Raw genomic sequence first — 18,316 nt, forward strand, 5'->3', positions numbered from 1 at the left:
CAGGGGGGGCGGCCAGCAACCTAATAGCCGGCAGCACCCCCCCCCCCCCCCCCCCCCCCCCCTCCCCCCCCCCCGCCCCCCCCCCCCCCCCCCCCCCCCCCCCCCCCCCGAGGCGTGTCCGCTCCCGTGTGCGCTGGGGGGGGTCAGCCCTGCTGGAACAGCTCCGCCGGCAGCGGCTTGAGCAGCGCGTAGAGGTCGTCGGTGATCGGGCGGTCCCAGCTGGCGATGGTGACCAGCACACCGTCGCTGCGGTCGAACTGGGCACACGAGATCCGGCTCTCGGAGCACTTGATGCGCTTGACGATCAGCAGGTTGTCCTCGTGCATCACCGGGGTGTCCTCGCTCTCGACGACCGTCACCGGCTCGTCGTTGCCGAGCGCCGCGAGCAGCTGCGCCACCTCGAAGGGCACCTCGTCGCCCTCCAGCTCGCGGGCCGGGGAGCCCTCCGGCAGGTTGCCGATGATCATCGCGGGGCCGCGGCCACCGAACAGGTCGTAGCGCAGGAAGACGCCCTGGCAGCTCCCGTCGGGCGCGGGCAGCAGCCCGGCCCCGAGATTGCCCGGCCAGTCCCCGGGATCCATGGCGAGTACGTCGAAGTCTGGACCGGCGGGCGTGGCGCTACGGCGGCGGAGGAAGGACATGCCGCCATCGTACGTGGCCCGGCCCGACACGCCGCGCTGACGTCGAGGTAAGCGCGCGGGCGCCGCCGCGGCCCGCCGCGCCGCCGGTCAGGCCCGCGCGGACAGCTCGCCGAGGAGGCGCAGCGCCTCGGCGGCCGCGTCGTGGGGCACGAAGAGGTGATCGTGGTGGAAGCCGGCGACGACGTTGCAGCTGAGCCCGGCCCGGGCGAGCGCGGTGGCGACGGCGGCGGTCAGTCCGACGGCGTCCAGCGCGGAGTGCACCCGCAGGGTGATCCAGCCGGCGACGTAGTCGTACGGCAGGCCGGCGAGATCGGCCTCCTCCTGGCGGACGACGAGGGTGAGCCCTTCGGGTTCGGCGACGGTGACCTGGGGCGTCACCCCCTCGGGGACCGGGCCGGGCACGGTCGTGAAGACATAGCGGCCCTCGTTCAGCTCCGGACGCATCCCGCTCAGCAGCAGTCCAAGATCACGCTCACCCGTCATACCGCCCATCCTACGAGCGGCCCGTCAGGCGTCGTCCGCCTCGTCGAACCGCGGGCCCGGCGGGGCGAGTCGGGCGGGACGGCCACCGGCCAGGGCCCGGCCGTGACCCGACAGGCCCTAGGTGAGGTCGAACTCGCCGTGGCGGGCGTCCAGGACGAAGGCGCGCCACTCGGCCGGGGAGAAGATCACCGCCGGGATCTCCGGGCTGCGGCGGTTGCGCATCGCGACATAGCCCTCCACGAAGGCGACCTGGACGTCGCCCACACCCTGGGTGCTGGACTGCCACTCGGCCTGCGACAGGTCGAGTTCGGGCCGGGGGCCGCCCGCGAGCCGCTGCTCGATGATGCTGTTGGCCACGTGTCCTCGCTTCCTTGCGATGCGTCGTCCCTGGGCAGCCTAGCCACTGGCCCCGGGGACGGACAGGGGACGTGTCCCGGCGCCGGCGCGCGGGCTCGGGGAGGCGGACCCCGGTCCCTCAGTCGGCCGGGGAGTCCGCGCCGACCAGCCACATCGAGAAGAACTGGGCCCCGCCGCCGTAGGCGTGTCCCAACGCCCGGCGGGCGCCGTCGACTTGATGTGCGCCGGCCCGGCCGCGCACCTGAAGGGCGGCCTCGGCGAAGCGGATCATGCCGGAGGCGCCGATGGGGTTGGTGGAGAGCACGCCACCCGAGGGGTTGACGGGGAGGTCGCCGTCGAGTTCGGTGACGCCGGACTCGGTGAGCTTCCAGCCCTCGCCCTCCTCGGCGAAGCCGAGGTTCTCCAGCCACATCGGTTCGTACCAGGAGAACGGGACGTACATCTCGACCGCGTCGATCTCGCGGCGGGGGTCGGTGATGCCGGCCTGCCGGTAGACGTCCGCGGCGCAGTCCTTGCCGGCCTGCGGCGAGACGAAGTCCTTGCCGGCGAAGAGGGTGGGTTCGCTGCGCATCGCCCCGCCGTGCACCCACGCCGGCGGGTGGGGCGAGCGCGCGGCACCGGCGCGGTCGGTGAGGATCATCGCGCAGGCCCCGTCGGAGGAGGGGCAGGTCTCCGAGTAGCGGATCGGGTCCCAGAGCATCGGTGCGGCCTGGACCTTCTCCAGGGTGATGTCGTGCTCGTGCAGATGGGCGTAGGGGTTCTTCAGGGCGTTGCGGCGGTCCTTGTAGGCGACGAGGGATCCGACGGTGTCGGGGGCGCCGGTGCGGCGCATATAGGCGCGGACGTGCGGGGCGAAGAAGCCGCCGGCGCCGGCCAGCAGGGGCTGCTGGAAGGGGATCGGCAGGGACAGGCCCCACATGGCGTTGGATTCGGACTGCTTCTCGAAGGCGAGGGTGAGGACGGTGCGGTGGACCCGGGCGGCGACCAGGTTGGCGGCGACCAGGGCGGTGGAGCCGCCGACCGAGCCCGCGGTGTGCACCCGCAGCATCGGTTTGCCGACGGCCCCCAGGGCGTCGGCGAGGTAGAGCTCGGGCATCATGACGCCCTCGAAGAAGTCGGGGGCCTTGCCGATCACCACGGCGTCGACGTCCGGCCAGCTCAACCCGGCGTCCTCCAGGGCCCGGCGGGCGGCCTCGCGGACGAGTCCGGCGATCGAGACGTCCCGGCGGGCGGCGACGTGCTTGGTCTGGCCGATGCCGACGACGGCCACCGGCTCCTTGGATGTGGCGGCTGTGCTCATCGTTCCCCCTCCAGGACGGCGACCAGGTTCTGCTGCAGGCACGGCCCCGACGTGGCGTGGGCGAGGGCCCGGTCGGACTCGCCGCGCTGGATGCGGGCGGCGGCCTCGCCTAGCCGGATCAGGCCGGTGGCCATGACGGGGTTGGCGGCGAGCGCACCGCCGGACGGGTTGATGCGGACCGTGCTGTCGGGCGCGTCGAGTTTCAGGGCGCGCCGCAGCACGACCTCCTGGGAGGTGAAGGGGGCGTGCAACTCCGCGGTGTCGAAGGGCTGTTCGAAGGCTCCGGCGTGTTCGGCGGCGAGCCGGGTGGAGGGCGAGTCGGTGAGGTCGCGGACGCCCAGGCTGTGGGCCTCGATGCGGTGGTCGAGCCCGCGGATCCAGGCGGGGCGGTCGGTCAGCCGGCGGGCGGTGTCGCCGGCGGCGAGGACGACGGCGGCCGCGCCGTCGCCGATGGGCGGGCAGTCGCCGGTGCGCAGCGGGGCGACGAGCGGCTCGCCGACGGGCACGGGGCCGCGCAGCTGGGCGGACGGGTGGGACGCGGCGGCGGCGCGGCTGCGGGCCGCGATCGAGGCCAGCTCCCGCTCGTCGGTCAGCTCCGCGTCGATCAGCGCCCGGGCCTGGAGGGCGGCGAGCGCGACGGAGTCGGGCCACAGCGGGGCGACGTAGTACGGGTCGAGCTGGCGGGTGAGGACCTCGCGGACGTCGCCGGGCGAGGACTTGCCGTAGGCGTACACCAGCGCGGTCTCCGCCTCGCCGGTGAGGATCTTCACCCAGGCCTCGTACAGCGCCCAGGCGCCGTCCATCTCGACATGGGATTCGGCGATCGGCGGCCAGGCGCCGACGCCGTCCAGGGCCATCGTGAAGGAGAAGGCCCGGCCCGCGAGGTAGTCGGAGGAGCCGGAGCAGGTGAAGTCGATGTCGCCGGCCTTGAGGCCGGTCCGTGCCAGCACGTCGTGGAGCACCGGCATCAGCATCTCGACCTCGGAGGTCTCCGCGCTGTCGCGGACGTGGCGGCTCTGCCCGAAGGCGACGACGGCGACCTCGCGTATCGGATCGCGCATCAGATCAGCTCCTTGTAGCTGTCGTAGTCGGCATCGGGTTCGCCGGTGGGGCGGTAGTGGTCGGGGAAGCGCCCGCCCTCGGTCCATACGGGTTCCACCCGCAGCCCCATGCGGACCTGGTCGTAGGGGATGCCCCCGATGCGGGCGTGCAGGGCCAGGTCGGCGCCGTCCAGTGCGATGTGGGCGTAGACGTAGGGCACCTCGATGTCGAGGTTCTTGGCCTTGATGTTGACGATGCAGAAGGTGGTGACGGTGCCTTGGGGGCCGACCTCGATCTGGGTGTCGGTGGCGACGCCGCAGGTGGGGCAGGCGCCGCGGGGCGGGACGTAGACCTTGCGGCAGGACGGGCAGCGCTCGCCGATGGTCCGGTGGCCGGCGAGCGCCTGGAGGTAGCGGGACTGGGCGCGGCCGGGCGAGTAAGTGTAGTCGAGCCGGGCGGGGGCGGTGATCCCGGTGACCGGGTCGGCGAACTCCCCGCTGTGCGGGGCCGGCCGGTCGCCGTCCGCCGGGTCGTCGGACGGCTCGAAGCAGGCGATGTCGGTGATGGCGCCGGTGCGCTCGGCGGCCCAGCGGATCCGCACCCGCATGCCGGTGCGTACGGCGTCGGGGCCGGGGGCGTCCAGGGCGTGCAGCAGCGCGGTGTCGGCGCCGTCGAGCCGGACCAGGACCCAGGCGAAGGGGGTGGCGAGCGGCTGGCCGCGGCGCGGGGCCGGGTTCCAGGCCCAGGTGGTGACGGTGCCGCTCGCGCCGACCTCGACCAGCTGGTGCAGCTCCTCGGCGGTGGCCGGGTCGTATTCGGTGGGCGGTACGACGATCCGTCCGTCGCCGGCCCGGACGCCGAGGACGGTGCGCTCGCGCAGTCCGGTGAGGAAGGCGCTCTGGACCGGGCCGAGCGAGCGGGTGAAGGGGAATTCCACGACGAGGGGCGCGGTGAGGACCTCTGACATGCGGGCTCCTTGGGCTCCTTGGGCGCTTCGGCTCAGGCGCGCCGGTAGACGGGGGGACGCTTCTCCGCGAACGCGCGGGAGCCCTCCTTGGCGTCGGCGGTGTCGAAAACGGGCCAGCCCCGGGCGAGTTCGGCCCGCAGTCCCTCGGCCTCGGTCAGCTCGGCGGTCTCGTAGACGGACGCCTTGACGGCCTCGACGGCGAGGGGGCCGCAGGCGTTGATCCGCTCGGCGATCTCCAGGGCCGCCTCCAGTGCGCCGCCGTCGGGCACGACATGGCCGATCAGGCCGATGCGTGCCGCCTCGGGCGCCGGATAGGGCCGGCCGGTGAGCAGCATCTCCAGGGCGTGGGTGCGGGGGATCTGGCGGGCGAGGCGGACGGTGGAGCCGCCGATGGGGAACAGTCCGCGGGCGACCTCGAAGAGGCCGAAGGTGGCGCTCTCGCCGGCGACGCGGATGTCGGTGCCCTGGAGGATCTCCGTACCGCCGGCGACGCAGTGGCCCTCGACGGCGGCGATCACCGGTTTGCGGGGGCGGTGGTGGCGCAGCATCGCCTTCCAGTGCAGGTCGGGGTCGGCGCGCAGCCGGTCGCGGTACTGCTCGCCGGCCATCCCGTCGCCGGCGAGTGCCTTGAGGTCCATTCCGGCGCAGAAGGTGCCGCCGGCGCCGGTGAGGACGATGGAGCGGATCTGGTCGTCCTCGTCGGCGGCGACCCAGCCGTCGTACAGGCCCACCAGCATCGGCAGCGAGAGTGCGTTCTTCGCCTCCGGCCGGTTGAGGGTGAGCACCAGTGTCGCGCCGACGCGCTCCACGGTCAGATGTTCCGTACCACCCATGCCGTCCTCCCGTCTCAAGACGTAGAACAGGTTGCAGTAGCCGCACGGCGAGTTCAAGAGTTTTCTGACAGGTAGTCAGATTTGTTGGCCGCGGCCCTTCCCTGCTCCCTCCGGCGGCGCTCTAATGACCGACTGGGTCCGGTCGGCAGACCGGGCCGGCCGACGCCCGCCCGGTCTGGAGGAGACATGGAGTACAACCTTGCCGACCTCTTCGAGTCGATCGTCGACACGGTCCCCGACCGCGAGGCGCTGGTGTACGTCGACCACCCGGGGACCGGCGCCGAACGACGGCTGACGTACGCGGAGCTGGACCGGGCCGCCAACCGGCTGGCCCACCACCTCGCCAACCACGGCATCGGACCCGGAGATCACGTGGGGCTCCACCTCTACAACGGCGTCGAGTACCTCCAGGCCGTCTACGCCTGCCTGAAGATCCGCGCCGTCCCGGTGAACGTCAACTACCGCTATGTAGAAGAGGAGTTGGCCTACCTCTACCGGGACGCGGACCTGGTGGCGCTGGTCTTCGACGCGGAGTTCACCGGCCGGGTCGCCGCCGCCCTCCCGCACGCCCCGGCGCTGCGGCATCTCGTACGGGTCGGCAGCCCGCCTCCCGGAGCGCCCGCGCCCCGGATCGCGCCGGTCGCGCTCGAGGACGCCGAGGCCGCCGGTTCACCCGCCCGCGGCTTCGGACCGCGCTCCGCCGACGACCAGATCGTCATCTACACCGGCGGCACCACCGGCCTGCCCAAGGGCGTGATGTGGCGCCACGAGGACATCTTCTTCTCCGGGATGGGCGGCGGGGCGCCGACCGGTGAGCCGGTGCAGCGGCCGCAGGAGCTCGCCGAGCGGGTCGCGGCCGGCGGCGCCGGTCTGGTCTTCTTCCCCACTCCCCCGCTGATGCACGGCACCTCCACCCTCACCGCGTTCATCGCCTTCCACTTCGGCCAGAAGGTCGTCATCCACCGCAAGTACGTGCCCGAAGAGGTGCTGCGGACCATCGAGCGGGAGCGGGTCACCAGTGTCTCGCTGGTCGGCGACGCGATGCTGCGCCCGCTCGTCGACGCGCTCGGCGGGCCGCTGAAGGGCGTGGACTGCTCCTCGCTGTTCAGCGTCAGCAGCTCCGGCGCGATCCTCTCCGAGACCGTGCGCGCCCAGTTCGGCGCGCTGGTGCCGCACGCCCTGCTGCTGAACAACTTCGGCTCCTCGGAATCCGGGTTCAACGGCACGGCCACCGACGACGCGGGACCCGAGCGGGGCTTCCGGCTGCGCGTCAACTCCCGTACGGCGGTGGTGGATCCGCAGACCCGCGCGCCGGTGGCGGCCGGCGGGACGGGCCGGCTCGCACTGCGCGGACACGTACCACTGGGCTACTACAACGACCCGCACAAGACCGCCGAGACCTTCTTCGAGGCGCACGGCGACCGGTGGGTGCTGCTGGGCGACATGGCCACCGTGGACGAGCAGGGCGTCGTCACGGTCCTGGGCCGGGGGTCGCAGTGCATCAACTCCGGCGGCGAGAAGGTCTATCCGGAGGAGGTCGAGCAGGCGCTCAAGGCGCACCCGCAGGTGTATGACGCCCTGGTGGCGGGCGTACCGGACGAGCGGTGGGGCAGCCGCGTCGCGGCCGTGGTCCAACTGCGCGAGGGAGCCGGCCCGCTGGACCTGGAGGGCATCCAGGCGCACTGCCGCAGCCGGCTGGCCGGCTACAAGATTCCGCGCGCCGTGGTCTTCACCGACCGGATCCAGCGGTCGCCCAGCGGCAAGGCGGACTACCGCTGGGCGAAGGCGGTGGCGGCGGGCGAACGGGAGGCGTGAGCCGGCGCCCCCGGCGCCGGATCCGCCGTCGCCCCCGGCTCGTCGTGGTTCACCGCGCGGCGTTCGCCTACCGGGCGCCGGGCAGGCGGTACTCAGCCGCCGGGCGCCACGTACACGACGCTCAGCCGCCGGGCGCCACGTACACGTCGCTCAGCTGCCGGGCGCCACGTACACGTCGCTCAGCTGCCGGGCGCCGCGTACGTGGTGCAGACCGACCGGAGTGCGCGGCCCAGCGCCACCGTGTGCAGCGCGTCCAGCCGCCGCTCATGGCGTACGTGGGCGGCGTTCGCGGTCAGCAGCGGGCGGCAGGACGGCGCGGAGCGGGCGTGGGGGGAGGCGGCGACGGCCCGGACCAGTTCACCGTTGATGCGGTTGATCTCCTTGCGGACCTCCCCCAGGTCGGGGCGCTCGGCCGGCGCCCGGGACGGGTCGGCGTCCCACAGCCGGTGCAGTCCGCGCTGCACTACCTTGCTGGCCTCGATCTGGTCCCGGAAGATCCGCTCCGTCGCCACCGGGTCGGCGCCCAGCTGCCGGGCCTGCGCCGCCACCGCGTCCAGCACCTGCCGTTCGCGGACCGGGTCGTCGATCGGCGCGCCGGTGCCCCACTTCGCCGCGGCCACCAGGTCCCCGGTGGCCAGCCGCTCCGCGGACAGCGCGGCGAGCGGCCGGAGCTGCCGGTAGGGGGAGTGCGCGGCGGCCGAAGGCGCGGCCGGCGCGGCGGCCGGGGCCGCGACGGCCCCGCCGGCCGCGGTGAACAGGACGGTCGCGGCGGCGCCGGCGACCAGCGCACGGCGCATCGAGGTGGTCAGCTGCACGGTCGGCCTCTCTCGAACTCCGGTCCTCCCAAGGGGGGTTCGTGGGAGGTCGTACGGCGCGAGCCTACGGCCTGCCGGCACGCTCTGGCGCCCGCCTGCGCCAGGCCCCTTGACGTGCTCGCCGCGCGCTGATTACTTGGACCGCATTCAGCTACCGAATGATCGGTAGGGAGACGAGGCGGTGACACTCCATGCCGGACATGCCGGAAGCAGCCACGGGCGGGGCGACGGGCGGTGGGACGTTCGACGACACGGAGCGGCTCTCCCCGGAGGCGTTGCGGGAACTCCAGCTGACCCGGCTGCGCGCCTCGTTGCAGCACGCCTACGACCATGTCCCCTTCTACCGTGACTCCTTCGACCGGGCCGGGGCGCATCCCAAGGACTGCCGCTCGCTCGGCGATCTCGTCCGCTTCCCGTTCACCGTCAAGGACGATCTGCGCGCCCAGTACCCCTTCGGCATGTTCGCCGTCCCCAAGGAGCGGGTGCGCCGCATCCACGCCTCCAGCGGCACCACCGGCCGTCCGACGGTCGTCGGCTACACCGAGCGCGATCTTTCCCACTGGGCGGACGTCGTCGCCCGTTCGCTGTACGCCGCCGGCGCCCGGCCCGGTCACACCGTCCATATCGCCTATGGATACGGCCTGTTCACCGGCGGTCTGGGCGCCCACTACGGCGCGGAGCGGCTCGGCTGCACGGTCGTCCCGGCCTCCGGCGGGATGACCAGCCGGCAGGTGCAGATCATCCAGGACTTCCGCCCCGAGATCATCATGGTGACGCCGTCGTACATGCTCACCCTCCTCGACGAGTTCGAGCGGCAGGGCGTCGATCCCCGGACGACCTCCCTGAAGGTGGGCGTCTTCGGCGCCGAGCCCTGGACGCAGGAGATGCGGCGAGAGATCGAGGAGCGGTTCGCGATCGACGCCGTGGACATCTACGGCCTGTCGGAGGTCATGGGTCCCGGTGTCGCCCAGGAGTGTGTGGAGACCAAGGACGGACTGCACATCTGGGAGGACCACTTCTACCCGGAGGTGGTCGACCCGATCACCGGCGAGGTGCTGCCGGACGGTGAGCACGGGGAGCTGGTCTTCACCTCCCTCACCAAGGAGGCGATGCCCGTCGTCCGCTACCGCACCCGTGATCTGACGCGCCTGCTGCCGGGCACCGCACGGGCGGCCTTCCGCCGGATGGAGAAGGTCACCGGGCGCAGCGACGACATGATCATTCTGCGGGGGGTCAACCTCTTCCCCGCGCAGGTCGAGGAGATCGTGCTGCGCACGCCCGGCGTCGCCCCGCACTTCCAGCTGAAGCTGACGCGGGAGGGCCGGCTGGACCAGTTGACCGTACGCGCCGAGGCCCGCCCCGATGCCACCGTCGAGGAGCGCACGGCGGCCGTCGGGATGATCGCGCGCGGCGTCAAGGACGGCATCGGGGTCTCTGTCGCCGTCGAGATCGTCGATCCGGAGACGCTGGAGCGCTCGGTGGGCAAGATCAAGCGCATCGTGGACGCCCGCCCGCGGGACCCCCGCTGAGAGGCGCCGCCGGTCGCCGTCACGCCCGCCCAGCACGCCCGGGCAGCCGTCTGCCGACGACGCTCAGGTCGTGTTCGGATCCCCCTTGATCAGGGCGAACGGAGCCCCGGCGGGGTCCTTCACCATGGCCAGCCGACCGACGCCCGGGGCGTCGGCGGGCGGGATCAGGACCGTGGCTCCCTGGCCGACGGCGGCCGCGTAGGTCGCATCGCAGTCGAGCACGCCGAAGTACGGGTGCCACTCCGAGGTCGAACCGGCCGCCAGATTCTCCTTCGGCAGCTGCATCAGGCCGCCCTGCCCCGGGTCGCCGGCCCTGCCGCCGCCCGGCGAGGAGATGACCGAGTAGACCATGTCGCCGCCCATCGGCATGTCCTGATAGCTCCAGGAGAAGACCGAGCGGTAGAAGTCCTTCGCCGCGGCCGCGTCGGTGGTGTACAGCTCGGTCCAGCAGAGCGTGTTGGGCTCCATGACCATCTCCAGGCCCCCGGTCTCGCGCGGCTGCCACACCGCGAAGTCGGCGCCCGTCGGGTCGGTGAAGGCCGCCAGCCGGCCCGCCGTGAAGACGTCGCCCGGCTCGACCCGCACCGATCCGCCGGCCTGCTCCACCGCCTTGGCCGTGGCGTCCGCGTCGCGCGTGTGGAAGTACGCCGTCCAGGCGGAGCCGGCGCCCGCCTCCGTCAGCGGGCCGGCGGCGGCGACCGTCCTGCCGTCGATCTGGAAGAAGCCGTACCCGCCGGCCTCCGGGCCGGCCGACTCGAAGCTCCAGCCGAACACGGCGGAGTAGAAGGCGACGGCGGCATCGACATCGGGAGCGCCGAGGTCGAGCCAGTTCGGTGTGCCCGGAACGTAGTCGGTGGTCAGCATGGGTGCTCCTCCGTCGAACGGATCGAGGCCTGCGGGGCCGTTCTCCCGCCGCTTCCCAGCATGGCAGGGGCCACTGACAGCCGCCCTCCGCACGCGGCTCAGGGCGTGCCGAACCGCTCGCGCAGCTCACGCTTGAGGACCTTCCCGCTGGCGTTGCGCGGCAGTGCCTCCACGAACACCACCCGTTTGGGCGCCTTGAACGGCGCGAGGCGGTCCCGCGCCGCCTCGATCAGCTCCCGCTCCCCCACCTGGGCCCCACCGCCCGCGGCGTCCGAGCCGTCCGTACGCCGTACCACCACCGCCGTCACCGCCTCGATCCAGCGCTCGTCCGGCAGTCCGATGACCGCGACCTCGGCCACCTGCGGATGCTGGTAGAGCACGTCCTCCACCTGGCGCGAGGCGACCAGGACGCCGCCGGAGTTGATGACGTCCTTGACCCGGTCGACCACCGTGAAGTAGCCCTCCGCGTCCCGGACGGCGAGGTCCCCGGAGTGGAACCAGCCGTCCCGGAACGCCTCGGCGGTCTCCTCCGGCTTGTCCCAGTAGCCGGTGCACAGTTGCGGGGACCGGTAGACGACCTCGCCCCGGGTGCCGTCCGGCACCTCCCGGCCCGCCTCGTCCACCACCCGCGCCTCGACGAACAGCACCGGGCGCCCGCAGGAGTCCAGCCGGCCCTCGTGCTCGTCCGGGCCGAGCACGGTGGCCAGCGGCCCGATCTCGCTCTGCCCGAAGCAGTTGTAGAAGGCGAGCCGGGGCAGGCGGGCGCGCAGCCGCTCCAGGACCGGCACCGGCATGATCGAGGCGCCGTAGTAGGCCTTGCGCAGCCCGCCCAGCTCCCGGGTGGTGAAGCCGGGGTGCTGCGACAGCGCGATCCACACCGTCGGCGGCGCGAAGAGGCTGTCGGCCCGGCCCGCCTCCACCAGGTCGAAGATCCGGTCCGGGTCGGGGCCGTCCAGGATGGTGTTCTCGGCGCCCACCGCCAGATAGGGCAGCAGGAACACATGCATCTGCGCGGAGTGGTAGAGCGGCAGCGAGTGCAGCGGCCGGTCGGTCTCCCTGAGGTCGAGGGCGACGACGGCGCTGGTGTACTCGTGCACCAGCGCACGGTGCGTCATCATCGCGCCCTTGGGCAGGGCGGTCGTCCCCGAGGTGTAGAGGAGCTGCACCAGTTCGTCGTCGGCGACCTCCGGCAGCTCCCCGGCGCCACCGGGCACCGCGCCGGCCGCGAGCCGCTCCAGCAGCCCGTCGGGCGTGCCGTACAGCGGCAGGGCGCGTACCGAGTCCGGCAGCCGGTGCGCGAGGGCGGCGTCGGTGAGCACCAGCGCGCTGCCCGACTGGTCCAGGATGTAGCGCAGGTCCTCGCCGGTGAGGCCGTGGTTGACCGGTACGTGCACCAGTCCGGCGCGGGCGCAGGCCAGGAAGCCGATCAGATACGCGTCGGAGTTGTGCCCGTAGGACGCGACCCGGTCGCCGGGCCCGAGGCCGTCCGCCAGCAGCAGCCGGGCCGCGGCGGTCACCGCGTCGTCCAGCTGGCGATAGGTCCAGGCCCGCTCCCCGTAGCGCACCGCGGTCCGCTCGGGCACGCGGCGGGCGCTGCGCCGCAGGACTCCATCGACGGTGTTGCTCCGTGCTCGCATCATGGCGCGATCCTCGGCCGCGCCCCACCGCCGGTCAAGGCACCCGACCGCGCGTCAGCCCTATACGGCGCGTTCGCGTCCCTGCCAGTAGGGGTCGCGCAGCCGGCGTTTGTAGAGCTTGCCGTTGGGGTCGCGCGGCATGGCGGTGATGAAGTCGACGGACTTGGGGCGTTTGTAGCCGGCGAGCCGCCGTTCGCAGTACGCGAGGATGTCGGCGGCCAGCTCGGGGCCCGCCCGGTGGCCCTCGGCGGGTTCCACCACGGCCTTGACCTCCTCGCCCCAGTCGTCGTGCGGAATGCCGAAGGCGGCCGCGTCGGCGACCGCGGGGTGGCCGAGCAGGGCGGATTCGATCTCGGCGGGGTAGATGTTCACCCCGCCCGAGATGATCATGTCGATCTTGCGGTCGCGGAGGAAGAGATAGCCGTCCTCGTCGAGGCAGCCGAGGTCGCCGACGGTGAAGAAGTCCCCGATCCGGTTCTTCCTCGTCTTGCCCTCGTCCTTGTGGTAACTGAAGCCGCCGGTGGTCATCTTCATGTAGACGGTGCCCAGTTCACCGGCCGGCAGCCGGTTGCCGTCGTCGTCGAAGACGGCCAGCTCGCTGATCGGCCAGGCCTTGCCGACCGTCCCCGGCTTCTTGAGCCAGTCCTCGGCGGTCGCGAACGCGCCGCCGCCCTCACTCGCCGCGTAGTACTCCTCCACACAGCCGCCCCACCAGTCGATCATCGCGCGTTTGACGTGGTCGGGGCAGGGCGCGGCGCCGTGGATGGCGTGCCGCATCGCGCTCACGTCGTAGGCCGCCCGGGTCTCCTCCGGCAGGGCGAGCAGCCGATGGAACTGGGTCGGCACCATATGGGTGTGGGTGCAGCGGTGCTCGTCCATCAGGGCCAGCATGCCCTGCGGCGTCCACTTGTCCATGAGGACGATGCGGTGGCCTATGTGCAGTGAGGCGCCGGCGAATTGCAGTACGGCGGTGTGGTAGAGCGGCGAGCAGACCAGGTGCACGTTGCCGTCGAACGGCTTGATCCCGAAGATGCCGAGGAAGCCGCCCAGATAGGCGTCCTCGGGCGCGGTGCCGGGCAGCGGGCGGCGGATGCCGCGCGGGCGTCCGGTGGTGCCCGAGGTGTAGTTCATCACCCAGCCCAGGGTGCGGTCGTCGGGCGCGGAGTCCGGCTGTCCGGCGAGGAGCCGGCCGTAGGGCTGGAATCCGTCGACCGTCCCGACGGCGTAGCGCTGTGCCGCCGGAACTCCCGCCTCGTCGGCGGCCTGCCGCGCCGCCGCCGCGAACCGCTCGTGGACGATGACCACCTTGGCACCGCAGTCCGCGACGATCCAGGCGATCTCCGGGCCGACCAGATGGTGGTTGACGGGGACGAGGTAGAGGCCGGCCTGGGACGCGGCGAGGTAGGCGGTGAGGAACTCGACGCCGTTGGGGAGCACGACGGCGAAGGCGTCGCCGCGTTGCAGACCCGCGGCGCGCAGTCCGTGGACGAGTCGGTTGGCGGCGGCGTGCAGCCGGGCCGCGGTCCACTCCTCGCCGTCCGGGGCGATCAGGACCGTGCGGTCGGGGTCGGCGGCGGCCTGCGCCCAGAATCCGTTGGGCGGCGGGGCGTCCTTGGTCATGGGGCTGTCCTCCTGGGTTTCACGCGCGTCCGGCGATGCGGTTGATGCGGTCGACGGCCCGCTCGAAGCCGCGGGTGAGGTCGTCGAAGACGGCCCGCACGCTGCGTTCGCTGTTCATCCGGCCGACGATCTGGCCGACCGGGGTGCCCAGCAGCGGCTCGACCTCGTGCCGCTGGATGCGGGAGTTGGCCTCGGCGACCAGCAGGCCCTGCAGCGGCATCGGCAGGGTGCCGGGACCGTCGGGGTCGTCCCAGGCGTCGGTCCATTCCGTACGCAACTGGCGGGCGGGTTTGCCGGTCAGGGCGCGGGAGCGGACGGTGTCGCCCGGCCCGGCGGCGAGCAGTTTCGCGGTCAGCCGCCGGGAGTGCAGCTCCGCCTCCTCGGTGGTCAGCCAGATCGAGCCGAGCCAGACGCCCTGCGCGCCGAGGGCGAGCCCGGCGGCGATCTGCTCACCGGTGCCGATGCCGCCCGCGGCGAGCACCGGGAGCGGGTCGACGGCGGCCACGATCTCCGGGGTGAGGACCATGGTGGCGATCTCCCCGGTGTGCCCGCCCGCCTCGTAGCCCTGGGCGACGACGATGTCGATGCCGGCGGCCCGGTGGTGGCGGGCGTGCCGGGGACTGCCGGCCAGTGCGGCGACGAGGATGCCGTGGTCGTGGGCGCGCTGGACGACGTCGGGCGGCGGCGAGCCGAGGGCGTTGGCGAGCAGCTTGATCGGGTAGTCGAAGGCCACGTCGAGCTGGGTGCGGGCGACCTGCTCCATCCAACCGGTGATCCGCCAGCCGGGCGTCTCCCCCCGGGCGAGCCGCGGCACCTGATGCTTCTCCAGGAGTTCGGTGACGAACCTGCGGTGCCCCTCGGGGATCATCGCCTCGACGTCGGCCTCGCTGACGCCCTCCACCTTCTTGGCGGGCATCACCACATCGAGCCCGTAGGGCAGTCCGTCGGTGTGCTCCTGCATCCAGTCTAGGTCGCGGGCCAGCTCGTCCGGCGCGGTGTAGCGGACCGCGCCGAGCACCCCGAACCCGCCGGCCCGGGTGATCGCCGCGGCGACGGCGGGGAACGGCGTGAACCCGAAGACGGCGTGCTCGGCTCCCAGCGTGTTGCTCAGCTCCGTCTGCATGCGCGAAGGATGCCGCAGCGGGCCGTACGAGGGAAGAGATTTTCTGATGCTGCGTCAGAAACCGGTGGGGACCGGCCAGGGGTGGCCCGTGGCAGCAGGGCGCCGCCCGGCCCCGTCAGCCCTCCTCCAGTACCGCCATCGCCGCGTTGTGGCCGGGGATTCCGCTCACTCCTCCGCCGCGGACCGCGCCCGCCCCGCACAGCAGGACGTTGGGGTGGGTGGTGGCCACGCCCCAGCGGGCCGGCGCGGTGCCGCCGGCCGCCCCGGCGCGCTCGTCGTGCTCGTCCGCGTACGGGAACGCCAGGTCGCGGTGGAAGATGTTGCCGCCCGGCAGGCCCAGCTCCCGGTCCAGGTCCAGGGGGGACCGGGCCTCGATGCAGGGGCGGCCTTCGGCGTCGTGGGCCAGGCAGTCGGCGAGCGGTTCGGCGAGGTGGGTGTCGAGCTCGGCGAGGGTGGCGGCGAGCAGGCGGTCGCGGGTGGTGTCGTTGTCCGCGGCGAACAGCCGGGCCGGGGTGTGCAGGCCGAAGAGGGTGAGCGTCTGGTAGCCCTGGCGGACCAGGTCGGCGCCGAGGATGGAGGGGTCGGTCAGGGAGTGGCAGTAGATCTCGGACGGCGGGTTCGCGGGCAGCTCGCCGGACGCGGCCTGCTGGTAGGAGCGCTCCAGCTGGCCGTAGCCCTCGGCGATGTGGAAAGTGCCGGAGAAGGCCTCCCGGGGATCCACCCGGGTGTCGCGCAGCCGCGGGAGCCGGGTGAGCAGCATGTTCACCTTGAGCTGGGCGCCCTCGGCGGGTGGTGGCGGGTTCTCGCCCAGGAGGCGGGCGAGTTCGCGCGGGGAGGCGTTGACCAGGACCCGGCGGGCGCCGATCGTGCCCCGGTCGCAGCTGACCTCCGCCGTCCGGCCGTCCGTGGCGATCGCGGTCACCGGGCAGTCGGTGACGATCTCGGCCCCGGCGCGGCGGGCGGCGTCGGCCAGCGCGTCGGTCAGGGCGCCCATTCCGCCGATGGGGACGTCCCAGTCGCCGGTGCCGCCCCCGATGACGTGGTAGAGGAAGCAGCGGTTCTGGCGCAGGGAGGGGTCGTGGGCCGTGGCGAAGGTGCCGATCAGGGCGTCGGTGAGGACGACACCGCGGACCAGGTCGTCGGTGAAGGCCTCCTCGACCGTCTCGCCCAGGGGGCGTTCGAACAGGGCGTGCCAGGTGGCGTCGTCGTCGACGGCGGCGCGCAGTGCGGCGCGGGTGGGGAGCGGCTCGGTGAGGGTGGGGAAGACCCGTTCGGCGAGCCTTTGGGTGGTGCCGTAGAAGCGCTGCCAGGCGCCGAACTCCCGGTCGGAGCCGGTGAGGTCGGCGAACGACTTGCGGGTGCGGTGCTCGCCGCCGCCGACGAGGAGGCCGGTGGGGCGGCCCTCGCGTAGGGCGGGGGTGTAGGAGGAGACGGTGCGCTTGCGGACCGCGAAGCGCAGCCCGAGGTCCCGCACGATCTTCGGCGGCAGCAGGCTGACGAGGTAGGAGTAGCGGGACAGCCGGGCGTCGACCCCGGCGAAGGCCCGGGTCGACACGGCGGCCCCACCCGTGTGGTCCAGCCGCTCCAGTACCAGCACGCTGCGCCCGGCCCGTGCGAGATAGGCGGCGGCGACCAGCCCGTTGTGCCCGCCGCCGACGACGACCGCGTCATACGAAGTCCGTTCCGGCATGCCCCTTCGTAGCACGCGGTGATCCCGGTGGCCAGGTGCACGCGGCTGAAACCTCCGCCGCGGCCGGTGCGGCTTCTTGATCGGCCGCAGGGCTGCTCCTAGCGTCCGGCCGTGCTCGCCTCCGGGACCGCCCCGGCTGTCCCGCACGCAGGCCGTCCCGCTCCCCCATGAGGTGACCCGTGTCCCGCCCCTCGGTATCCCGCGCCGGCCGCAGCCTCGCCGGGCTGACGGCCGTCGCCGCCTGCTCGGCCGGGCTGCTCGCGGCCCCCGCGCCCGCCTCCGCCACCCCCGACCCGGCCCGCCCGCCCGGTGCCGCGCACACCGCGATGCCGTATCCGCATCTGGCCCCGACACCCCCCATGGGCTGGAACAACTGGTCCTACTACACATGCGGCATCAGCGAGCAGGTGGTCCTGGGCAACGCCCGGGCCCTGGTCCGTACGGGTCTGGCGGCGAAGGGCTACGACACCGTGACGGTCGACGACTGCTGGATGAGCAGGCAGCGCGGCCCCAAGGGCGAGCTGGTACCGGACCCGGCCAAGTTCCCGCACGGCATGGCGTACATCGGGCAGCAGCTGCACCGGATGGGCCTGAAGTTCGGCATCTACGGGGATGTCGGCACGCTCACCTGCGAGAAGTACCCGGGCAGCCTCGGCCGCTTCCGCCAGGACGCGCAGCTGTTCGCGCAGTGGAAGGTGGACTACGTCAAGGCGGACGGCTGCAATGTGCCCACGGTGCCCGGGCGCAGCAAGGAGCAGACCTACCGGGATCTGTACGGGCAGATGAGTGACGCGCTGCGGGCCACCGGGCGGCCGATGACCTTCTCGGTGTCCGCGCCGGCGTACTTCCAGTTCGACGGCGCCGCCGTCTGGCACCGGGTCATCGGCTGGTCGTCCGAGCTGGGCAATCTGTGGCGCAGCGGCCGCGACGTGGCGCTGCAGAAGGCCTCACCGGACACGAAGTGGTCCTCCGTCGTCTACAACTTCCGCTACAACGCGGATCTGGCGGACCTCCAGCGGCCCGGACGCTGGAACGACCCGGACTTCCTGCTGGCCGGCGACTCGGGTCTGACGCGGCAGGAGATGCAGAGCCAGATGTCGCTGTGGGCGGTGATGGCGGCACCGCTGATCTCCAGCACGGACCTGGAGAAGTTGTCACCGGCGGCGCGTGCGGTGCTCGGCAACGAGGAGGTCGTCGCCGTCGACCAGGATCCGCTGGGGGTCCAGGGGCACATCGTGCAGCAGGGCACCGACTTCGCGGTGCTGAGCAAGCCGCTGCAGAACGGCGACCACGCGATCGCCCTGTTCAACTCGGGTGACTCCGCGCGCACGCTGTCGGTCACGGCCGGTGCGGCCGGGCTGCCGAAGAGCTCCTCCTACCTGCTGCACGATCTGGTCACCGGCCGCCGTGCGCACAGCGGCGGCGACATCGCGGCCGAGAAGGTTCCGGCGCACGGGACGGTGCTCTACCGGGTCACCCCGAGCTGAGCCGCGGGGGGGGGGGGGGGGGGGGGGGGGGGGGGAGAGGGGGAGGGGGGGGGGGGGGGGGGGGGTAGTGGGGGTGGAGGGATCGGGGGGGGGTGGGAGGAAAGCAGGGGTGGG

Annotated in this window: 16 protein-coding genes; 3 read left to right on the top strand and 13 right to left on the bottom strand. The window is 72.9% G+C overall.

Annotation, left to right across the window (positions count from 1 at the left end; genetic code table 11):
* Positions 1–143: 143 nt before the first annotated feature.
* The 7 genes from AC0680_RS27880 to AC0680_RS27910 form a co-directional block, all read right to left on the bottom strand.
* A complete protein-coding gene (locus AC0680_RS27880) occupies positions 144–641 on the bottom strand; it encodes a hypothetical protein (RefSeq protein ID WP_468978304.1) in 498 nt (165 codons plus the stop codon).
* 87 nt (positions 642–728) lie between these two features.
* The gene (locus AC0680_RS27885) at positions 729–1,124 is read right to left on the bottom strand and encodes an ACT domain-containing protein (RefSeq protein ID WP_478633868.1); all 396 of its coding nucleotides are present in this window, start codon (positions 1,122–1,124) and stop codon (positions 729–731) included.
* 117 nt (positions 1,125–1,241) lie between these two features.
* Entirely contained in the window at positions 1,242–1,481 is a 240-nt protein-coding gene (locus AC0680_RS27890) for a DUF397 domain-containing protein (protein WP_478633871.1), read from the bottom strand.
* 118 nt (positions 1,482–1,599) lie between these two features.
* Positions 1,600–2,781 carry a thiolase domain-containing protein gene (locus AC0680_RS27895; RefSeq protein WP_478633874.1) on the bottom strand — a complete coding sequence of 394 codons (1,182 nt, stop codon included), beginning with the start codon at positions 2,779–2,781 and terminating at the stop codon, positions 1,600–1,602.
* A complete protein-coding gene (locus tag AC0680_RS27900; protein ID WP_478633877.1) occupies positions 2,778–3,842 on the bottom strand; it encodes a thiolase domain-containing protein in 1,065 nt (354 codons plus the stop codon). The genes AC0680_RS27895 and AC0680_RS27900 overlap by 4 nt, the downstream gene beginning before the upstream one ends.
* Positions 3,842–4,789, bottom strand: coding sequence for a Zn-ribbon domain-containing OB-fold protein (locus tag AC0680_RS27905; RefSeq protein WP_478633880.1), 948 nt, complete (start codon positions 4,787–4,789; stop codon positions 3,842–3,844). Before AC0680_RS27905 ends, AC0680_RS27900 begins: the two co-directional genes overlap by 1 nt.
* A 32-nt stretch (positions 4,790–4,821) precedes the next feature.
* Positions 4,822–5,622: a crotonase/enoyl-CoA hydratase family protein gene (locus AC0680_RS27910; protein WP_478633883.1), complete on the bottom strand. Its 801-nt coding sequence runs from the start codon at positions 5,620–5,622 to the stop codon at positions 4,822–4,824.
* Positions 5,623–5,808: 186 nt separating this feature from the next.
* Between AC0680_RS27910 and AC0680_RS27915 the strand changes: the two genes are divergently transcribed.
* Complete coding sequence (locus AC0680_RS27915; protein ID WP_478633886.1) at positions 5,809–7,437, top strand: acyl-CoA synthetase; 1,629 nt, start codon at positions 5,809–5,811, stop codon at positions 7,435–7,437.
* Positions 7,438–7,616: 179 nt separating this feature from the next.
* On the opposite strand, the gene AC0680_RS27920 is transcribed toward AC0680_RS27915, so the two are convergent.
* Positions 7,617–8,252 (bottom strand): chorismate mutase, encoded by a 636-nt coding sequence (locus tag AC0680_RS27920; RefSeq protein ID WP_478633888.1) that lies wholly within the window; start codon positions 8,250–8,252, stop codon positions 7,617–7,619.
* Positions 8,253–8,452: 200 nt separating this feature from the next.
* Here AC0680_RS27920 and paaK point away from each other — a divergent pair, with 200 nt between their 5' ends.
* Complete coding sequence (gene paaK, locus AC0680_RS27925) at positions 8,453–9,781, top strand: phenylacetate--CoA ligase PaaK (RefSeq protein ID WP_478633890.1); 1,329 nt, start codon at positions 8,453–8,455, stop codon at positions 9,779–9,781.
* A gap of 63 nt (positions 9,782–9,844) precedes the next feature.
* Here paaK and AC0680_RS27930 read toward each other — a convergent pair whose 3' ends face one another.
* The 5 genes from AC0680_RS27930 to AC0680_RS27950 form a co-directional block, all read right to left on the bottom strand.
* Positions 9,845–10,645, bottom strand: a complete 801-nt coding sequence (locus AC0680_RS27930; protein WP_478633893.1) for a VOC family protein — start codon at positions 10,643–10,645, stop codon at positions 9,845–9,847.
* Between the two features lie 98 nt (positions 10,646–10,743).
* Positions 10,744–12,285, bottom strand: a complete 1,542-nt coding sequence (locus tag AC0680_RS27935; RefSeq protein ID WP_478633895.1) for an acyl-CoA synthetase — start codon at positions 12,283–12,285, stop codon at positions 10,744–10,746.
* A 57-nt stretch (positions 12,286–12,342) separates the two neighbouring features.
* Complete coding sequence (locus tag AC0680_RS27940) at positions 12,343–13,902, bottom strand: acyl-CoA synthetase (protein WP_478633898.1); 1,560 nt, start codon at positions 13,900–13,902, stop codon at positions 12,343–12,345.
* Positions 13,903–13,921: 19 nt separating this feature from the next.
* On the bottom strand, positions 13,922–15,025 hold the full coding sequence (locus AC0680_RS27945; protein WP_478633901.1) for an NAD(P)H-dependent flavin oxidoreductase: 1,104 nt from the start codon (positions 15,023–15,025) through the stop codon (positions 13,922–13,924).
* A gap of 115 nt (positions 15,026–15,140) precedes the next feature.
* On the bottom strand, positions 15,141–16,715 hold the full coding sequence (locus AC0680_RS27950) for a phytoene desaturase family protein (RefSeq protein ID WP_478633902.1): 1,575 nt from the start codon (positions 16,713–16,715) through the stop codon (positions 15,141–15,143).
* A gap of 179 nt (positions 16,716–16,894) precedes the next feature.
* Between AC0680_RS27950 and AC0680_RS27955 the strand changes: the two genes are divergently transcribed.
* Complete coding sequence (locus AC0680_RS27955; RefSeq protein ID WP_478633904.1) at positions 16,895–18,202, top strand: glycoside hydrolase family 27 protein; 1,308 nt, start codon at positions 16,895–16,897, stop codon at positions 18,200–18,202.
* Positions 18,203–18,316 lie beyond the last annotated feature (114 nt).

Source organism: Streptomyces sp. NPDC043738 (genome assembly GCF_056436545.1).